16 protein-coding genes are annotated in these 19,709 nt (G+C 57.7%); 5 read left to right on the forward strand and 11 right to left on the reverse strand.

Annotated elements, in window-relative coordinates; all coding sequences use genetic code 11:
• Positions 1-40 precede the first annotated feature (40 nt).
• The 4 genes from G538_RS0109340 to G538_RS17385 all read right to left on the reverse strand — a co-directional run bounded on the left by G538_RS0109340 (position 41) and on the right by G538_RS17385 (position 4,745).
• Entirely contained in the window at positions 41-820 is a 780-nt protein-coding gene (locus G538_RS0109340) for a hypothetical protein (RefSeq protein ID WP_029069121.1), read from the reverse strand.
• Between the two features lie 151 nt (positions 821-971).
• Entirely contained in the window at positions 972-2,192 is a 1,221-nt protein-coding gene (locus G538_RS17380) for a M15 family metallopeptidase (RefSeq protein WP_051196845.1), read from the reverse strand.
• Between the two features lie 268 nt (positions 2,193-2,460).
• A complete protein-coding gene (locus tag G538_RS16005) occupies positions 2,461-4,122 on the reverse strand; it encodes an MDR family MFS transporter (RefSeq protein ID WP_245566833.1) in 1,662 nt (553 codons plus the stop codon).
• Entirely contained in the window at positions 4,119-4,745 is a 627-nt protein-coding gene (locus G538_RS17385; protein ID WP_051196847.1) for a TetR/AcrR family transcriptional regulator, read from the reverse strand. Before G538_RS17385 ends, G538_RS16005 begins: the two co-directional genes overlap by 4 nt.
• Before the next feature lie 78 nt (positions 4,746-4,823).
• Here G538_RS17385 and G538_RS17390 point away from each other — a divergent pair, with 78 nt between their 5' ends.
• From G538_RS17390 to G538_RS0109375, 4 genes are all read left to right on the forward strand, one after another.
• The gene (locus tag G538_RS17390; RefSeq protein WP_245566834.1) at positions 4,824-5,522 is read left to right on the forward strand and encodes a TetR/AcrR family transcriptional regulator; all 699 of its coding nucleotides are present in this window, start codon (positions 4,824-4,826) and stop codon (positions 5,520-5,522) included.
• Positions 5,515-7,206: an MDR family MFS transporter gene (locus G538_RS16020; protein WP_084618267.1), complete on the forward strand. Its 1,692-nt coding sequence runs from the start codon at positions 5,515-5,517 to the stop codon at positions 7,204-7,206. Before G538_RS17390 ends, G538_RS16020 begins: the two co-directional genes overlap by 8 nt.
• Positions 7,207-7,340: 134 nt before the next feature.
• The gene (locus tag G538_RS16025) at positions 7,341-8,612 is read left to right on the forward strand and encodes a DUF368 domain-containing protein (protein ID WP_084618269.1); all 1,272 of its coding nucleotides are present in this window, start codon (positions 7,341-7,343) and stop codon (positions 8,610-8,612) included.
• A 519-nt stretch (positions 8,613-9,131) separates the two neighbouring features.
• Entirely contained in the window at positions 9,132-11,432 is a 2,301-nt protein-coding gene (locus G538_RS0109375; protein ID WP_029069122.1) for a glycosyl hydrolase 53 family protein, read from the forward strand.
• A 115-nt stretch (positions 11,433-11,547) separates the two neighbouring features.
• On the opposite strand, the gene G538_RS16030 is transcribed toward G538_RS0109375, so the two are convergent.
• Genes G538_RS16030 through G538_RS0109390 form a run of 3 tightly spaced genes read right to left on the reverse strand, consistent with a single transcriptional unit; the run spans position 11,548 to position 13,092 of the window.
• A complete protein-coding gene (locus tag G538_RS16030) occupies positions 11,548-11,871 on the reverse strand; it encodes a DUF202 domain-containing protein (protein ID WP_051196852.1) in 324 nt (107 codons plus the stop codon).
• Positions 11,872-11,922: 51 nt separating this feature from the next.
• Complete coding sequence (locus tag G538_RS0109385; RefSeq protein ID WP_029069123.1) at positions 11,923-12,285, reverse strand: YidH family protein; 363 nt, start codon at positions 12,283-12,285, stop codon at positions 11,923-11,925.
• 39 nt (positions 12,286-12,324) lie between these two features.
• Positions 12,325-13,092 carry an SDR family NAD(P)-dependent oxidoreductase gene (locus G538_RS0109390; RefSeq protein WP_029069124.1) on the reverse strand — a complete coding sequence of 256 codons (768 nt, stop codon included), beginning with the start codon at positions 13,090-13,092 and terminating at the stop codon, positions 12,325-12,327.
• 193 nt (positions 13,093-13,285) lie between these two features.
• Between G538_RS0109390 and G538_RS0109395 the strand changes: the two genes are divergently transcribed.
• Positions 13,286-14,068, forward strand: a complete 783-nt coding sequence (locus G538_RS0109395; RefSeq protein WP_029069125.1) for an ABC transporter ATP-binding protein — start codon at positions 13,286-13,288, stop codon at positions 14,066-14,068.
• A gap of 89 nt (positions 14,069-14,157) precedes the next feature.
• Here G538_RS0109395 and G538_RS0109400 read toward each other — a convergent pair whose 3' ends face one another.
• The 4 genes from G538_RS0109400 to G538_RS0109415 form a co-directional block, all read right to left on the reverse strand.
• Positions 14,158-15,504, reverse strand: a complete 1,347-nt coding sequence (locus tag G538_RS0109400; RefSeq protein ID WP_029069126.1) for an ABC transporter substrate-binding protein — start codon at positions 15,502-15,504, stop codon at positions 14,158-14,160.
• Positions 15,505-15,673: 169 nt separating this feature from the next.
• Entirely contained in the window at positions 15,674-16,582 is a 909-nt protein-coding gene (locus G538_RS0109405; protein WP_084618273.1) for a carbohydrate ABC transporter permease, read from the reverse strand.
• Complete coding sequence (locus G538_RS0109410) at positions 16,582-17,469, reverse strand: carbohydrate ABC transporter permease (protein ID WP_029069128.1); 888 nt, start codon at positions 17,467-17,469, stop codon at positions 16,582-16,584. Before G538_RS0109410 ends, G538_RS0109405 begins: the two co-directional genes overlap by 1 nt.
• Positions 17,466-19,532, reverse strand: a complete 2,067-nt coding sequence (locus G538_RS0109415; RefSeq protein ID WP_051196854.1) for a beta-galactosidase — start codon at positions 19,530-19,532, stop codon at positions 17,466-17,468. The genes G538_RS0109410 and G538_RS0109415 overlap by 4 nt, the downstream gene beginning before the upstream one ends.
• Positions 19,533-19,709 lie beyond the last annotated feature (177 nt).

Raw genomic sequence — 19,709 nt, forward strand, 5'->3', positions numbered from 1 at the left:
TGGGTGTGCAGTTTTCCTCTGGGCGTGACGTGTTCGCTGCTCAGCGGTCCAGACAATGTGGTGACTCAACAGCCATAACAACCTCTGGAGCTTTCCCTTGGGCGATATGTTCTGCCGCAATGATCTGTTCTGAGGTGAACTGATCTGGGGTGTACGTAGCATTCGGCTGATCGGTTGTCACCATCAGGGACACAACGACGTCTTTCATCGCGGTCACAGAAGGTGCAGGCACGGGTGCCGCGTCACTCTCATCGCTAGGAGCCACCTCTGCCAAGAGTTTGTCACCGTCAACAGTGCATTCAGGGATAATTCCGCTGAGCGCTTCTTGTGCCTGTTGTGAGGTGTCCCAGATTTTGCGGACTGCAAGATCTGCGTGAACTTGAGCGAGAGTAAGGGTGCGTTGGTCTGCATCGGCGTGTTGCGCCCAAGCTTCATCAACAAGGATTTCTTGACCTTCAGCGCCGATGCAAGCTTGTGAACTCTTGCATGCGTGATCAACGTCGTAACGGATCATGACATCGCTGAAAGCGTAGGTCATCGAGAGGTAGGTGTCTCGGATCTTTTGCAGGCTGGGGTCTGGGGTACTTTCAGTATCCGCTTCATCCCCCAGGGACTCTTCGTCAGCTGGTTCCGCAACTTCTTCGTCAGGGGACTCGCTTGTTTCCAACATGACGGTGTCAGCTTCATCTGACGCGTAAGTTTGAGAACTCGTTGCCTGAGTAACTCCCAAAATCGCTGCGATCCCTAAACCGAGCAGGGTCAGAGCGACAATGGCAAAGACCGCATATGCGTTGATGCGATGACCATAGCCGCGTCTCATGATGACCAACCCTTTCTGGTCTCGGCAAGAGTAAAACTTACAGCGAAAGTTGGATTCTCCTCGCGAAGTCCAACTTTGCCTTTACTTTACCCTTTTAACTGGATGTCGTCACCTTTATCATCGGCTTCCAGAGAACTTTCTTGATAGATCCCTAAGATCCAGTGATTCCTTGAGGAATTGAGTCTCCTGATGCACCTTCATACTCCCAGTGCCAGGGCTCCTCTTTACCCGCACCAGGTTGCGCCCAGCCCGGCGAAATCCACCCATAGGTGGCACCGTTCTTTACCAACCAGTTACGTTCTGCAGTACCCCATTGAGCGGCTGCACCGGAGAGATCAATAGCTACGCCCCACCCGTGGTTCGATGTACCAGGGGTGGCCGCCCAGAAACCCTTAGCGGCTTTGGTTGCTACTTGGGCGCTGTACGACCGGTATGAGTCGGTCATGCCGATGTTGTGCCCGAATTGTTCGCGGAAGGCTTCGTTCATCAGACCGAACATCACCGCGGCGTCGGCGCGCAGGTAGTGGCCTGGCGCAGTGTCTACGGCACGCAATGCACTGAGCGGGATACGCCCATTGCCGTAACTTGCAGTGGAATCAGCCAATTCAACAGCGGCTGCCCATTCCACATCGAACTCTGCGGCACGTTGTTCAGCAACAGTGGTCACTTCAACGGTCGTGGCAAGAGTGAGAAGTTCATCAAGTTCCGCTGAGGCAGCAGTGACTTGGTCAACGCTTACCGGTTCAGCGACTGGTTCTTGTTCTTGCTCCTCTGCAGGGGCGTCGCTAACCTCGTCACTGGCAAGCTCTGCAGTTTCTGGTGTTGAGGCGTCGGTAGTTTCGTCCTGCTCGGCAGCGTCACTCTCGGGTGTGGAAGCCTCTGCCGCGTCAGTGCGCTGCGTGGAGCGTGAGGCTGCTCCACCGCGTTCTTGCTCTACTGACAGTCCTGCGTGCAGTCCAGTGGCGAGCAATTCAAGTTCTTCAGCTGCTTTGGTGAGTTCTGGGTCTGCCGCGTCTCCGAGCGCACGAACTTGGGAGACGAGTTCTGCCGCTTGGATCACAGCGATTTCTGAATCGTCTCGAGCGGGCACAGTCGCAGCAGTTTCGACGACCTGTTCTTCGGATTCGGTTACCTCGTCAACGCTTGGCAATACTGTTGTCTCGCCGTGAGCGGTCAACACACTTTGATCAGGCGCTTGCGCTGCGGTGGTGGCAGTTGCCACAGCCACGATGCCAGTAAAGGCAAAACCCGAGATCGCGATCTGCGTAGAAACCTTAGACTTCGCGGCAAGGAGCGCAGTATGAAGTTCTTGAGTTCTGAAGTACGTGGTCTTTCCTTGGTGGCGACCACGAGTGCGGCGAGTGTGAGCCATGCGTTGCGTTACCTTTGATCCTTGCGACGGGTTTCCGCCCTGGGGCGTCGAACAGTTCGCGACAGCAGTGCGGCTGCTGACGTGCACCGGCAAGGCACAACGTAGACAACTGACGGATACTACTCCCCATGCCGGCCCCTCTACCTAAACATAACGTTTTGATAAAGCCAACCCCACAGGGTGCAGGTCACACCGCACTGATCGTTCCCCATTCCTATCGGCTGACCTCGCCTAGGACCTTATAGAAAGTGGCGCATGGCTCACACCACTACCGCCATGAGCGGGACTTCTCCTCCACAAGTTCACCCGGCATCGAGAAGTTCTTTGCACTTTCTGACTCATCTCCAGGGCTGGCTACGGCTGCGCCCTCCTCAGCTAACGCACCGTGAACGGTACGAGCCAGTGGCTTCTCCACAACGAACATCAACGTCACCGCGGCGATAACTGCAAGCGGCACCAGGAACAGGTAAATGGGCATGAGGGCTTCGTTGTAGGCCTCTTGAATCGGACGAGCAACGCTCTCCGGCAGATCCGCAATCGCAGCCGGTGTGAAGCTCGACGTATCAGGGGCACTTCCGGTTGTCTGGCCTAGGTGGTCCTCAACTAATCGGACCAACCGCGTAGCGAACAACGACCCCACCACAGCCGCTCCCAATGTGGCACCAACCTGGCGGAAGTAGTTATTCGCAGCAGTAGCTGTACCCACCATGCGCTGCGAGAAGGAGTTCTGCACAATGATTGTCAGCACCTGCATCGACATTCCAATACCGATACCCACAACCGCCATGTAGCCGCAGATCTGAACGATCGGCGTATCCAACGTGACAGTTGAAAACGCAAACATGCCCACAGCGATAATGAACAACCCAACCACCGGGAAGATCTTGTAGCGCCCGGTCCGGCTCATCAAGAAACCAGTAATTACTGAGGTAACCAACAGCGTCAACATCATGGGGGACATCAGCAAACCGGCCGTTGTTGCACTATAACCACCAGCCATTTGAAGGTAAGTAGGCAAATATCCGATGGCTCCAAACATGGCAATACCTGTGGCAATTGCGGCAACGGTGGTCAACACAAAGTTACGATCCCGGAACAAGTCAAGAGGCATGATTGGCTCTTTGGCGCGGCGCTCAGTCATCACAAAAGCCAGTGTCCCCAACACTGCCACTGCGCTCAACCCGAGAATCGTTGGGCTTGACCACGCATACTCCGCACCACCCCACGTCAGCACCAAAACCAACGCGGTAGTTGTCACTGCCAATAACGCCATACCCAAGTAGTCAATGACCGGCCGGGCAGTCAACTGCGGGCGTGGCACATTCAAGAAGCGGGCCGTCGCCGCGAGCGCTATGAGTCCCAGTGGGATGTTGAGCCAGAATGCCCAGCGCCAGCCTGGTCCTTCTGTCATCCAGCCACCGATGAGTGGCCCTGCGACGGATGAGAAGGCGAAAACTCCACCCATGATTCCCATGTATTTTCCGCGGTCGCGTGCGGGGATGACGTCGGCGATTGCTGCTTGGGACAGGATCATCAGCCCACCACCACCGATGCCTTGAACGGCACGGGCGAGAATGAGGCCTTCCATGGTTGAGGATAGTCCGCCAAGTACTGATCCGACCATGAAGATAGCGATGGCGATGAGGAGGAGTGGTTTGCGGCCGAGCATGTCGGATATTTTGCCGTAGATGGGCATCATGATGGTGACGCCCAGGATGAATGCTGTGATGACCCAGGTCATGTGTTCTACGCCGTTGAGTTCGCCAACGATGGTGGGTAGTGCGGTGGACAGGATTGTTTGGTTGAGCGAGGACATGAGCTGTGTGAGGATCAGCCCGATGAACAGCAGCATGATGGATTGCTGTGTGGGTGATCGGGTCGATGCTGTGGGTGGGGCGTCGACGGTGGTGGTGGGGTGCGGGGTTTTCACAGTGCGACTTTCACAATCTTTTTGAAGGTGTTGATGGATTGCGCCACGGCGTCGTGGGAGTGGCGGGTTAGGACGTTGGAGTCAACCGCGAAGGAGTAGCGTACGACCGCTCCGGCGAGGGCGGTGAGTGCTCGTTCGGGTTGGGGTCCGGCGGCGCGTAGCTCAGTTGTTTGGTTTTCTGAGAGGACGTCGAGGGAACGGGAGAGCGCTTCGAGGACCGCTAGTTCGCAGAGGTAGAAGTGGCGGGTGAGGCGTGTTCGCAGTTCGGACATGTCTGCTACTGCTTCGCGGCGTTCTAAGAGGGTGTCGTGGTCGATCACTGATGCGCGCATGACGTCGATGAGGAGGTGAACGACGCGTTCGAGGAGCTCTGCGGCGGTGTCTACGGCGAGGGAGTCGAGTTGGTGGGGGGTTACTTCGGGTGGGCGCACCCCGAGAACTGCGTCTTCTTTGGAGCGGTAGTAGTTGAAGAAGGTTCGTGGTGAGACTCCGGCTGCGTCTGCGAGCGTCTCTACTGTTGCTCCGCATTGTCCTTGGGTGACGATGCGGTTGTAGGCGACGCGGTGAATGGTTTCGTAGGCTTCGCGTCGGTTGCGTTCTCGGCGGCTGAGGTCTTCAGACATAAAAGCTACTTTATGCAGTTGTGCAACTTTGCACAACTGCATTTGCACTACGTCACTCAGAGTGCAAGAATGCACTACGTGCCTGATAGTGCAAAAAAGGGGAGCGAGGTCTTCCCCTCCCCCACAAACCGGGAAGCAAAGAAGACTCGCACCCAAACCGCTGTGATCGCCCAAGCTCGCGCTCTCACAGCGCTCAAAGGCCTCGGCAACTTCACCCTTGATGAACTATGCGCAGACGTTGGCATAGCCCGCAGGACATTCTTCAACTACTTCGCATCAAAAGATGACGCTGTACTTGGCGTCCCCTTGCGCAGTCCTTTCGCTGACCTCGCTGAGGACTTCATCACCTCAGCCCCAGACACCACACTGCTCGACGCACTTTTAGACATGCTCACCGCGCGCATCCGCATCATGATGCACGAGGACTTCACCCCACAAGACATGATGGAACTGTTTGTTCAGGAACCCGCACTCCTGCGCCGCATGAGCGAAACCATGCGCACACAACACACCGAACTTGCCGACCTCATTCGCGCCCGCCAAGGCCTCAGCGAACACGACACATCACCGCAAGTCATCGCAGAAACCGTCACGCACATCGTGATGCACACCTTTATGCAATACACCGAACGCGCAGGCAGCCCCAGGGTCGCCCTGCACGACGCGTCACTCGACCTGCAAATCGCGGTGTTCGACGAAATGCTCAAATGCAACATCCGCCACCTGACCCTGTTCTTCACCCAACAACCCGCACCCCACAAGGAAACACATGACTGACGTCGCCACCCCGCACACGGCGAAAGACGAGCCCCAACTCGTTCTTACTCAGCGGACAGTATGGATCATCTTCGCTGCACTGATGTCCGCAATGTTCTTGTCGTCCCTCGACCAAACCATCGTCTCCACCGCGCAACCCACCATCGTGGGAGAACTCGGCGGCGTCGCAGACCAAGCATGGATCACCACCGCCTACCTCCTGGCCACCACCATCGTCATGCCGATCTACGGCAAATTTGGTGACCGCCTCGGCCGACGAAACCTCTTCCTCGCCGCAATCGCGATCTTCACCTTGGCTTCCCTTGGCTGCGGACTATCCACCACCTTCTGGCAGTTCGTGATCTTCCGCGCCATCCAAGGCCTCGGCGGCGGTGGGCTGATGATCCTGTCCCAAGCGATCATCGCCGACATCACACCCGCATCAGAACGCGGAAAATACATGGGCCCTCTCGGCGCGGTCTTCGGAATCGCCGCCGTCGCTGGCCCACTCCTCGGCGGATTCTTCGTCGACCACCTCACCTGGCACTGGGCGTTCTGGATCAACCTGCCCATCGGTGTTGCGGCATTCATCGTGGCGTTCAAACTCCTGAAACTCCCCAGCCGCCGCGCAACCACCCCCATTGACCTCTTCGGTGTGGTGTTCCTGTCTATCGCCACCACCTGCCTGATCTTCTTCACCGAATACGGCGCAAACCGCAACCATGGATGGAATGACCCACTCACCCTGGCATTCCTGGCCGGGCTCCTCGCATCAGTCGCAGCATTCATCTACACCGAATCACGCGCCGCCGACCCCATCATCCCGCTGACCCTGTTCCGCAACCGTGTTTTCATCACCGCCACAGGCATCGGATTTGTCCTCGGTTTAGGGATGTTCGCAGCCCTGGCATTCCTGCCCACCTTCCTGCAAATGTCCTCCGGGACATCAGCCGCAACCTCCGGGCTCCTCATGGTGCCCATGATGGTCGGCATGATGAGCACATCCATCTTGTCCGGACTCGCCATCACCCGCACCGGACGATACAAGCGCTACCCCATCGCAGGCACACTCCTGACCCTGATCGTCATGGTGACCATGTCCACCCTCCAAGGTGACACCCCACTATGGCTGATCTGCACCTACCTGCTGTTCTTCGGCGCAGGCCTCGGACTCGTCATGCAAGTTGTTGTACTGGTCGTACAAAACGCAGTCAGCCCAAACGCTGTAGGAACCGCAACCTCCACCAACAACTACTTCCGTGAAGTTGGCGCAGCGCTGGGCGTTGCAGTCTTTGGGTCACTGTTCACCAACCGGCTCTCCGACAACCTCGGTTCGGTGTTCCTCACCGCCGGATACAGCCCCGAACAAGCCGGAGAACTTGGGGCATCAATCCGCCCAGAGCTCATGGATCAACTCCCCGAACCAGTCCAACAAGGGATCGTTGACGGATACGCCGACGCACTAGCACCGGTCTTCCTCTACATGGCGCCATTCATCCTCGTCGCGTTCATCCTGGCGCTACTGCTCAAAGAGATCAAACTCTCCGACGAAGCCGGAATGGTCGCCCGAGGTGAAGCGCTCTCCGACCCCAACAAAGTCACAGCACCCCCGACAGAGGCCACCCCTGCGCAGCACAACAGCGAGGGCGACACACCTGACACCACTCACGAGTCGCAGCAAAACACAGCCACACCACGGGCATAACAACCCATCCCCCGATGCCCCTCCCGCAGCCAAACGCCACAACACAGGCCGCGAGAGGGGCATCGTCGCGTCCACACACCAACGAACCCCACAACACCCATTAAGGTAGGGCACGGACGTAACACGGAGGACGCATGTCGAACAACACCACACCACCACGCAACATCATCGGGGACGTCATACGAGGCGCACTCATCGGGCTCGTAGAAACCATCCCCGGTGTCTCAGGGGGCACCGTCGCCCTGATCGTTGGGATCTACGAAGACCTCCTCGAATCAGGCAACAGCGCAATCCACGCAGTCCGCACCCTCATCACCGGCCCAGACCGCGTAGCAGGGTTCACCACAAACATGCGCGCCGTCCAATGGCGGCTGCTCATCCCCGTCCTCCTCGGCATGCTCACCGCAGTCTTCACACTCGCCGGACCAGTCAGCTCAGCAGTAGAAAACCACCCAGAAATCACCAGAGCCCTCTTCCTCGGAATGGTGCTCAGCTCCGTCTGGGTCCCCCTCAAACTCGCTGGCCCCGGATTCGCCGCACGAGACGCCCTCTTTGTCGTCGGCTCCGCAGTGTTCACCTTCCTCCTTCTCGGCCTACCCGCCACCCAACTAGAACCAACAGGGTGGATGATAGTTCTCGCCGCCGCAATAGCGGTCTCCGCGCTGCTCCTCCCCGGCCTCTCCGGGTCGTTCCTGCTCCTCACAGTCGGCCTCTACCAACCCACCCTCCAAGCCGTTGATGACCGGAACTTCGGATACCTCGGACTGTTCATGGTCGGGGCTGTCATAGGGCTCGTTGTGATAGTGAAGATCCTCAAAGTCCTCCTCAGCCGGTGGCACCGACAAACCATGATGGTGCTCGCAGGACTGATGCTCGGTGCGCTGCGAACCCTATGGCCTTGGCAAGAAAACGAAGGCCGCGGGCTACTCGCCCCCGGCGACAACTGGCTGATACTCACCGGCATCACCCTGCTCGGCATGATCGTGGTGACCGCAACACTCGTCATAGACCACCGCCTCCAACAGCGCGCCCTCGCCCGCACCCAAGCCCTCGGCAACAACAACGAAACAGGGGCAACCGGGCACGGGAACAGCGGACACGACAGCGATGGCACCGGACGCGGCCACGGAGGACATGCCCCGGGTAGCGCAAACAGAACCAACGATGCGCACCCCCAGAACCAGCACAACCAACAGCGATTCCCATGGGAACCAGCAGAACACAACGGCAACAACGGCAGGCAGCCACAACCAATGCCGTGGGACCAACCTCAAGCTCCTTCCCAACAACCGCTGATGCCAGGTTCCCCTTCCCCTCAGCGCGGCTCCGCGGCACCAGGCACCGCCCCAGACGATGCCAGCACCACCCAACTTCCCCGCGTCACTGACAGCGACGCCCCTCGGTAACCCTGAGGTTCCCTTAGCATCAGGCACCAGGCATCAGTCCGCCTACTTACCTCCCGCGACTTCGTGGTTGAGCAGTGAGTACGTCCTCAAACACACGAGTTCGTGGTTCCCAACCCCGAACTCCTCAACGCCACCGCGAAGTCGCGCAGAAACCACGAACTCACTAGGTATCTGACGCAACACAAAGCACAGCCCGAACAACTCAGCAAGGCCTACGGGGCATATCCCGGTTGGGCCCTTCGGGTAAGGCGCATCCTGGCAGACTCAGCAAGACACATCGGGCCCGCCCGGCGAGGCACTGTGCCAGTTTTCCACCAGGACTGTAACCGCGCACAGCCTAAAAATGACTGTATTGCAAGCACTGTAAGGGCGGTAGAGGTCACCATGTCGCACATGACTGTGACCGGTTACAGTCATGGTGAGTTTCTTGCGCCGATGCGAGAAGCCCCACCGTGCTGCACCGAAGCAGCAGCGTTCGGACAACGACGACGAACTCACTCCGACCACTGAGAGGACCACATGCGCCGGAACCTCCTTCGAGCCACTGCAGCTACTGCTGCTGTGTCGCTCGCTTTCCTGGCCACCCCCGCATCCGCCGATGAAACCCAGCCCGTTGAGGCTGGCATCTTTGTTGAGAAAATCGACGGACTACCCAGCGACTTCATTCGAGGCGCAGATATCTCCTCCATCTTGTCCCTTGAGGACAGTGGCGTCACGTTCTCCGACGAGGACGGCGCACCGCAGGACATCTTCACCACCCTGGCTGACAACGGCATCAACACCATCCGCGTGCGCGTGTGGAACGACCCCTACGATGCTCAAGGGCGTGGGTACGGCGGCGGAAACAACGACCTTGATGCCGCAGTAGAAATCGGTAAGCGTGCCACAGCCAACGGCATGGACACGTTAGTGAACTTCCACTTGTCAGACTTTTGGGCTGACCCCGCTAAGCAGCAGGCACCCAAAGCGTGGAAAGACTTCACCACCACCGAAAAGGCCGACGCAACCTACACCTACGTCAAAGATTCACTGGAAACGATGGCCGCCGCAGGCATCGATATCTCCATGGTGCAGATCGGAAATGAAACCAACAATGCCGTTGCTGGATTAAGCACCGGCGACTGGGCAGGGATGGCGGAGATCTTCAACGCCGGTTCGCTCGCGGTGCGAGAAACACTGCCCGACGCCAAGGTGGCACTGCACTTCACCAACCCAGAAACAGCTAACCGCTACACCAACATCGCTTCGCGCCTCAAGCAGTACAACGTGGACTACGACGTGTTCGCTTCCTCGTGGTACCCCTACTGGCACGGTAGCCTGAACAACCTCAGTTCGGTGTTGTCCACCATTTCCTCGACCTACGACAAAGAGGTGATGGTCGCTGAAACATCGTGGACCTACACCCTGGAGGATGGGGACGGATGGCAAAACACCATTGGTGAAGGCACTGCCAGTGACCTGTACGCAACTTCCCCTCAGGGCCAAGCTGACCTACTGCGCGACGTCATGGCGACCGTCCATGGCATCGGCGACAAAGGCATCGGCGTTTTCTATTGGGAGCCAGCATGGTTGCCAGTTGGCCCCGGCTCCGAGATTGAGAACAACAAACGTATCTGGGAAGAGCACGGCTCTGGTTGGGCGTCGAGCTTCGCCAGTGTGTATGATCCGCACGATGCTGGCCAATGGTACGGCGGGTCAGCAGTAGACAATCAGGCACTCTTCGACTTCGACGGGCGACCACTCGACTCACTGGGCGTCTTTAAGCACGTTTACACCGGTGCTGTCGCAGACCGCAAGGTTGAAAGCATCGACCGGGTTGCACCGGAATTCTTCCTTGGTGACGAGATCGTTCTCCCCCAAAAAGTCACCGTTCGGTACAACGACGGTAGCTCTGAAGAGCAAAACGTCACGTGGGCTGACACGTCATCCATCACAACACTTGGCACACACACCGTTACCGGCACCACCGACGCTGGGCTTGATGTCACAGCAACCGTGACCGTGAAGGAACTCAACCTGGTGCGCAACCCCTCCTTTGAAGAGGAAGACATGACCATGTGGAGCATCACAGGTGGCGGCATCGAACGCACCGAGGATGCCGGGTCCTCCCACGGCGCACACTCCTTGAAGTTCTGGAGTGATAGCGCCTTTGAGTTCACTGTGACCCAACAGATCGACAACGTACCTGCTGGCACCTACACCCTGAAGGCAACAAGCCAAGGTGACGGTGAAGCGTCTGATGACACGCTAACAGTGGGCGCAACTACCGCAGCAGGGGACTACAGTGGCTCCCTGGAACTCAACGGATGGCAGCAGTGGAAAACCACAACTGTCACCGATGTGGTTGTTCCTGAAGACGGCACGGTTACGGTGAGCCTTACCGGCGCTTTGGCGGCGAACGCGTGGGGAACGCTTGACGAGGTTGTGCTGACACCAGTAGTTACTGACGGCGGTGATGGATCAGAGGGCAACGGTGACGGTGATGGCGACGGAACCGAACCCCCCGCACCTGGTGACGGCGCTGACGGTGACGCCGACACCCCGGCACCTGGTGACGGAACCGATCCAGGCACTGAGACGCCAGATAACGCGGGTGGTGACAACACCCCTGACGTTGCAGACGGCACTGATGAAGAGAATGTCGCTGGTAGCACCGAGGATTCCACCGATGGTGTCTCATCTGGCGCGCAAGACGGCCAATCCACTGGTTCGGGTGGACTTGCATCCACTGGTGTGTCCTTGGCTGTGGGAGCGGCAGCGCTAGCCCTCCTCATCGCTGGTGGGGTGCTCGTGGTGCGGTCACGGCGCCACGACTCGTAGCTGGTATCCCGTTACATCTTGAGCAGAGGTGCGGGGCGCTGACTATAAACAGTCAGCGCCCCGCACCTTTCCCATTCACTACCGCCGTCACGTTCACAACGACGGTGTTCACTGTTCACCGCATCAGGAAAACAAACACTCCTGCTGCCACCGCGCACATGCTGACTGCCCCAGCGACTAGCGCCAGTGGCGCCGCACTAAAGCGCGGGAGGCGCTGGTTGCGGAGCAATTCAGCAACTGCAACCGAGTAGCGCCGCCTGATCCAGAGCAGTGCCACTAACCCCAGCGTGCCCCCTGCTATCGCAAGGAGGGCTGGCATCGGCCCGTTCACCATATGGAGAAAGTAACGGGCTGCCACGGCGCTTCCAAGAACCACGGCAAGCGCACTGCGCTGCCACGCGAGGAAGGTACGTTCAGCAGCGAGGCCGGCATCAGCCACGGGATCATCCGTAGACGGGTGGAACCACCGCGAGTGAGGGACGTTCACTGCTCACCCAACAAATAAACCGACGGTGAGCACCACAGCGCACACGCCCAGCGCAACAGCTAGAACTGGCCCGATGCGCGGCCCGGTAAGGGGCCTCCCGGTGCGTAGTGCCCGTTCATTATGTTTCCATGTCATCCACGCGTAGAGCGGGATCAGGCCGCCGAGTACCAAGAAAATCACGGACACGATAAGGCGTATGACGGGATGGGTGGGCACGTCCAATGCTTCCAATGCGACGCCTGATGCAACAAGCGCTAAGGATGTGCGCACCCAGGACAAAAAAGTGCGTTCGTTGGCAAGGGAGAAACGTGGGTCTGGGTCGACGCCGTGGCCGTATACGCTGCGGGGGAAACGTGGTTGTGTCACCTCTTCAGCCTAGTGGGTGAACTCGTTGGGCGCTGGGACTCACACAGCGCTCCAACCGTCGTCGCTGGGCAGGACCGCTCCGGAGATGTTCGAGGCATCGTCACTGGCGAGGAAAGTGATTGCCGCCGCCACTTCACGTGCTTCGGCAACACGCGCTCCAATAGCACCAGCGATTTTGAAGACCCTGTCAGCGCCAAGGGCAGAGGCTGGTTGGGCAACGATGTTGGTGCGTGTTCCACCCGGGGCGACCGCGTTGATGCGAATACCAAGGGGAGTGTAGATCGCTGCTCCTGAAAGGGTGAGGCCAACGACTGCGTGTTTTGAAGCGGTGTAAGCCGCACCTGCGGCTGAGCCTCGGAGAGCTGCTTCGGAAACAACGTTGACGATTGCTCCTGAGCCTGCTTCAAGCATGTATGGCAGAACCGCGCGGGACAGGCGCATCACAGAGTCAACGTTGATTCGCATGACGCGTTCCCACACGTCATCATTGACTTCATGAAGTGGTTCGAAACCATCCATGATTCCGGCGTTGTTGATGAGTGCGTCGATGGTGTTCCCTGCACAATCCATGATGGCGACGATGTCTTCTTCACTTGATACGTCTGCACGTACCGTGTGCACTGTGTAGTTGTGGAGTTCTTCGCTGAGGGCATCGAGGCGTTCTTGATTGATGTCGACTGCGACAACGCGTCCGCCTTCGTGGGCGACACGTTGTGCCGTTGCCCATCCGATGCCTGACCCGGCTCCAGTAATGATGACTGTTTGGCCTTCGAACCTGCGTTTGGGGGTGATCATTGGTGTCGACATAACTTTCTCCATTGAAAGTGCCTCACCACGGCACACACCGTGGCGCCTTACCGTGATCGTACTCCCGCTGGGTGCTTTAATACGCAGGGCTTAGGTCATGTCCGGTGGGTGGGAGATTTTTACCAGCGCCGGGCGTTGTAGATTTGTAGGGGTTCACGCCGCGTGAACTGCATCCGATCGTTAGTTGGGCATCGTGAGTACACACACCACCACATTGAGCGCACGTAGCGTCACTGCAGGTTATGCAACACATCCATCGTTGCGTTCTCTTTCTTTGGAATTGTCTTCTGGCGCTCCAGCAGTTGGGGTTACTGGGGCATCGGGGATTGGTAAATCCACCCTTGTTCAGGTTCTTCATGGCGACATGAAGCCAGCTTCTGGGCAGGTGACTTTTAATGGTCGCCCAGTGAACCGGTTGGCTTTTGGTGAGAAGAAGCGTTTCCGGACTGCCGTTCGCAGGGTTGCGCAAAATGGTTTTTTTGGTCTCGACACGAGGCTGTCTGTTCGCCAGGCCGTTGAGGATGAGCTGAAAGCAGCACGCAGGGCTGGGCGGGGTACTGGGGACTCCCCCGCTGACGTGTTGTCGTTAATGTTCCTTGAGGAACGTTATTTGAACCGCCGTATTCATGGGCTTTCCGGTGGGGAACGTCAACGCTTAACGATTGCGCTGGCGTTGGCCACAAAGCCGGATATTTTGTTGCTTGATGAACCCACCACTGCGTTAGATCCGAGCCTCAAGGATCAGGTTTCCCACCGGATTCGTGACTTGGTTGCGGAGCGTGGCATCGGCTTGTTGGTCGCTTCGCATGACATCAATCTTCTTGCGCGACTCACCCCTACAGTGCATGTGCTCCATGATGGCGAGTTTGTGGAATCGGGTTCCCCCCGAGATTTGCTGACCGCACCACAACACCCGGCGACAAAAGATATTGCTGAGTCCTATCCAGAGTCAGTTCGCGCTCTCAACGCACGGTAACACCGTCATAAATAGTGCGGTAGATAGCACGATGCCCCGTTGTTCTGCCAGGGGGTAGGCAGAACAACGGGGCATCGTGTGTTGAGGGGTTATTCCTTCACAGGGATGGACTGTGAGTTCATCGTGGAGACGGTGGACTCTTCTCCAGCAGTGAGCGCCTCGCTCACGGTGCTGTTCCCGGTAACAACCTGCTTGAATCCGTCAGAGATGGATGCGTAGGTGTCGGTCATAGTTGGTCCCCAGGTGAAGTTTGCTGGCACCTGGTTTGCTGCCTGAGCGAAGACATCCCAGATGACCTGTCCGCCGTAGAAGTCAACGCCGGATTGCAGGGTTGGGAGGTTGATTCCGTCGAGTGTCGCTGGGTAGATGTTTGCGGTATCAGCGAGGATCGTCAGTGACTCTTCAGAGGTATTCAACCAGGTTGCAAACTTCGCAGCCTCGTATGGGTAGTCAGTTCCGGTGAACACTGCGATGGATGATCCACCCCAGTTCCCTGATGCTGGAGCTGCAGAATCCCACTGTGGCATCGGGGCTACAGCCCAGTTGCCTGCGGTGTCTGGTGCGCCGTCTTGGATAGTGTTAGCGCCCCATACTGCGGAAACCCAGGTCCACACTTCGGATGAGTTGTAGGCGTTGTTCCACTCGTCAGTCCATGCCGGGTAGGAAGCAACAAGGTCACGCTCGATAAGGTCCTGCCAGTATGCACCAACTTCTTCAGTCTCGGCGCCGGTAATGTTGACAGTCCAACCTTCATCGTCGGCTTCGAACCAGCTAGCACCGTTCTGCCACGCGAAACCAGCAAACTGGTTGATGTCTGCAGTGGAGAAGTTGGTGATTTTTCCACCTTCAGCGTCGATTTTTTCAGCAGCTTCTGCATATTCATCCCACGTTACGGGAACTGCGATGCCAGCCTCCTCGAAGAGGTCTGCACGGTAGAACAGTGCCATTGGGCCGGTGTCTTGTGGGATCGCGTAGGCGTTGCCTTCTTCACCGAAGGACACTTGGTCCCAGGTCCAGTCAATGAACTCTGGCTGAGCTTCTTGAACAACGTCGCAACCGCCGATGTTTTGCAGCCCGCCCTGCACTCGGAAAGAAGCGAGCGCATCATACTCGATTTGGCCGAGGTCAGGTGCGTTGCCAGCCTTGAGCTGGTTGAAGAAGTTCTGGTAGGTCCCGGAGTTTCCGTTGGGGCCGGTTTGCACGGCCACTTGGATGTCAGGGTTTTGTTCGTTCCACTTAGCCACAGCATCCTCAATGCCGGGGATCCATGAGGTGAAGGACAAGTTGACGACGTCCTCACCTGATGGCTCGCACGCTGCAACGGTTTCGCTGCCGCCTGTGCTTGACGATTCGGTGGAGTCGCTGGAGCATGCGGCGACTGAAGCCGTAGCCAATGCAGCGAGCAAGGCTACGCTGACTGCCCGTGAAGTTCGCATCGTTTTCCTATCTGATGTGGTGATTATCTGGGGAGTGGATATTCGGATGTCACAGGGTGTGATGCGGGTGGTGCACCGCACCTTTGTGGGTTGATGTTCTGCGGGGGGAGCCGCAGAAACTTGTGGTGGTTACCATCTCAGTTGATGCCTCATGGGTGAGGCATCACGCTTACTTGATGGCGCCTGATCCCAAACCGTTCTTCCAGAACCGTTGGAGGAGGGAGAACATGAGGATGAGCGGGATCACTGACAGCAAAGCACCGATGAGCACGTAACCGCGCAGTTCAGGGATTTGGCTGACTTGTGAGTTCCAGTTGTAGAGGCCGAGTGTGACCGGCATGATCGATTCGTCGCGCAGCATGATGAGCGGCAGGAAGAAGTTGTTCCAGATCGCCACGAATTGGAAGAGGAAGATCGTGACGAGTGCAGGGAACATGAGGCGCACTGACACGGTGAAGAAGGTGCGTACCTCGTTGGAACCATCGAGTCGTGCCGCTTCGAGGACTTCATCAGGCACGGATGCGGCGGCGAAGATTCGTGACAGGTAGACCCCGAATGGGCTCACGAGGCTTGGGAGGAACACTGACCAGAACGTGTTGGTGAGGTTCACCATGGAGAACATGAGGAACAGTGGCAACGCGAGTGCGGTCAGTGGAACAAGCACGCCACCGAGAACTACGTTGAAGAGAACTTCACGGCCACGAAACTGGTACTTCGCCAGCGCGTACCCGCACATTGCTGCGAGGAGCGTGCCGATGAGTGCGCCACCGACGGTGTAGATCGCTGAGTTACCTAGCCATTGCAGGAAGATCCCACCGCGGTAGTCCAGCAGTGCGCTGACGTTGGTGCCGAAGTTCCATTCAGCGAACCAGAGCCCATTTGTGCTGGTGAGGTCTGATCGGTTTTTTGTGGACGCGACAAACAGCCACCAGATGGGGGTGAGGAAGGTGATGGTCGCGACGATCATGATGGTCATAGCTGCCAGGCGACTCATGATCGCGGGGCGTGGGCCAACATGTAGCGAGTTCCCACCGCTTGCGGCCTCACGGCGACGCTTTGGTGTGGTGAGGATGCTCATCAGTCTGCCTTTCGCTGGGTGAACTTCAGAACGCTGAAGGAGAGGATGAACGTGGCGACCGCCAAGACCACTGACATTGCCGCTGCGAGCGAGTAGTCAGGGATGGACGATGCCGCGTACACCGCAAGGTTCGGGGTGTAGGTGCTGTTCACTGCGGTGGAGAAGGTCTTGAACACCTGAGGTTCAGTGAGGAGTTGCAGTGTTCCGATGATTGAGAAAATCGTGGTGAGGACCAGCGAAGGTACAACCAGTGGGATTTTGATTGACCACGCGATGCGCACTTGTCCGGCACCGTCAAGGCGTGCAGCTTCGAAGATGTCTTGGGGGATAGCAAGCAGTGACGAGTAGATGATGATCATGTTGTAACCGGTGTATACCCAGGTCACAACGATTGCGATGGCCCACAACACGAGAGTGGGTGACATGAAGTCAACATTGGTCATCACCCAGTCGAATGGTGACAGGTTTGGGGAGAACAAGAATCCCCACATGATTGCTGCGATAACACCTGGCACTGCGTAGGGCGCAAAATATGCAAGACGGAAGAACCGTCGCCCCTTAACCAGTGGAGAATCCAGCAGGAGCGCGAGAAGGAGAGCTAGGCCCAGCATGACGGGCACCTGGACGGCACCAAACATCAGGACACGTCCGATTGACTCCCAGAACTCTGTGTTGCTGAAAACGTTCTGGTATTGGGTGAGCCCGCCGAATACTTCGCGTGCAGCCCCGAAGGTGCCGTCACGTTCTACTACCCGGGTGGACTGCCACATCGCATACAGGATGGGCAAAATGTAGAACAGGGTGAACAGGAGACCAAAAGGAAGGATGAAGACGGCCAGGAACCCTTGGCGCTTTCTCGTCCTGTTCATAGGAATTGAGCTGCTCATGCTGCTCCCTCTGTGATAATTCGGACCTCACCGGCGGGGACGGTGAACTCGCCAGCGACATTTGCGCCCGTGATGAGCTCGTGCCCGTGGGCTGTCAGGGTGACACTGTGTGAGGCGTGGTTAATGACGAACACCCACGTGGTGCCGTCAGTTCCGGCCGAGACTCTGCGGACGATATCCAGTTCGTGTGGTGACTGGGTGCGTACGGAGTATCGGTCAAATTCTGAGGGGATGTTAAGTTCTGCAGTGACACCGTTGACCAAGGTGAGCAGTGAGGCATCATCCAATTGTGTTGCGAGGTACCAGGCGCTTCCTTTGCCCCATGCATTGCGGGTGATCGCTGGGATACCTTGAACAGGGCCGGTACCGAACCGGTAGAGAACTTCCGCGGTGTCGGCGTGAAGGTATTCCGACCACAGGGACGAGGCTAGGACATCCCCGTCACCATGTTCGGGGTCGAGTTTGACGGTGTCAGCACTGTCTACGGGGTAGAACTCTTCAACGGTGACGCCAAGCAGATCACGGATCGCACCTGGGTAACCGCCCAAGTACACGCGGTCACTGGTGTCAGCGATTCCTGAGTAGTAGGTGACCAACGTGTTTCCACCGCCAGCGACGTAGTCTCGCAGGTGTTCGGATTGTTCTGGGCTGAGCATGTAGGTGCCTGGCAAAATGACGAGGTCATAAGCGCTGAAGTCACTGGATGCTGAGACCACGTCGACCACGTGCCCTGCGGTGCGTAGAGCACGGTGCATGCTGTGGATCTGGTTGAGGTAGGTCACCTGCTGGGATGGGCGGGATTCGCCTTCTGCTGACCACCACGACTGCCATTCAAAAACCATCGCGATGCGGGCATCAACCCGGGACCCAGCTACATCTTTCATGCGTTCAAGAGTCGAGCCGAGGTCGACAATTTCACGCCATTTGCGGCTGGATGTTCCTGCGTGGGGAAGCATCGCGGAGTGGAATTTCTCCGACCCTTGGACTGATGCTCGCCATTGGAAGAAACACAGCGAATCTGAGCCACGGGCAACGTGGGTCAGGGAGTTACGCAGCATTTCGCCTGGGGCTTTGTTGACGTTGAGTGGTTGCCAGTTCACTGCACCTGTGGAGTGCTCCATGAGCATCCATGGCGCCCCGCCAGCAAGTCCACGGGTGAGGTCTGCGGCGAAGGACAACTCAGCTGCGGGGGTGTCGAGCCGGTTATCGAGGTAGTGGTCGTTCGCCACAACATCCATGTGTGGCGCCCACTGCCAGTAGTCCATGGTGCGAATGTGCGCGGTCACCATGAAGTTTGTGGTGATGGGCTTGTTGCTGTGGCGTTGGATGATCTCTTTCTCCATGAGGTACAGGGAGAGGAGTTCATCGGAGGAGAACCGGTGAAAGTCGATGAGTTGGCTGGGGTTCGCAGTGGACAGGTTCGCCATTGGTGGCAAGATCTGCTCGAACGTTCCGTACTTTTGGCTCCAGAATGCGGTGCCCCATGCTTCGTTGAGAGCATCAATGGTTGTGTACCGCGCACGCAACCATGCACGGAAAGCCTCTGCTGATTCTGGGTTGTAGCAGTGGGCGTTGTGGCAGCCAAGTTCGTTGGAGACATGCCACAGTGCGAGTGCAGGGTGTGTGGAGTAGCGGCGTGCGACCTCGTCAACGAGGCGGGCTGCGTACTCGCGGAACACTGGAGAGGAGGGGCAGTACGCCTGGCGTCCGCCGGGGTAGCGGGTGGTGCCATCTGCCATGATGGGCAGGATTTCGGGGTGCTTAGCGGTCAACCATGGTGGGGTTGAGGCGGTTCCGGTACCAAGGTTCACGGAAATGCCGTTGGCGTGGAGCAAGTCCAAGATGGTGTCAAGGCGCTCGAAGTCAAAGGTGTCTTGCGTGGGTTGGATGCTTGCCCACCCGAAGATGTTGACTGCCACGATGTTGACCCCGGCCTCACGCATGAGGCTGACGTCTTCCTGCCAGGTGGCTTCGTCCCATTGCTCAGGGTTGTAGTCACAGCCGTAGCTGATGCCCGCGATCGGCGGGATGAGCTGCCCTGCTGGGCGCGGGAAGGTTGTCATGTTCGGAAAAACTCACGTCTCTGTGGTACTCGCTCAACAATGTGTGAACGTGCACAGATTACGTCACGCAGAAGCGGGACTGGTAATCTGTGAACGTGCACACAAACATAAGCGGCAGCCCAGTCGTCTGTCAAAAGTGTGCACCAACTTGTTACCGTCTTGTAACCAAAACGGTGG

It is taken from the genome of Jonesia quinghaiensis DSM 15701, from assembly GCF_000423205.1.
Lineage (GTDB): Bacteria > Actinomycetota > Actinomycetes > Actinomycetales > Cellulomonadaceae > Jonesia > Jonesia quinghaiensis.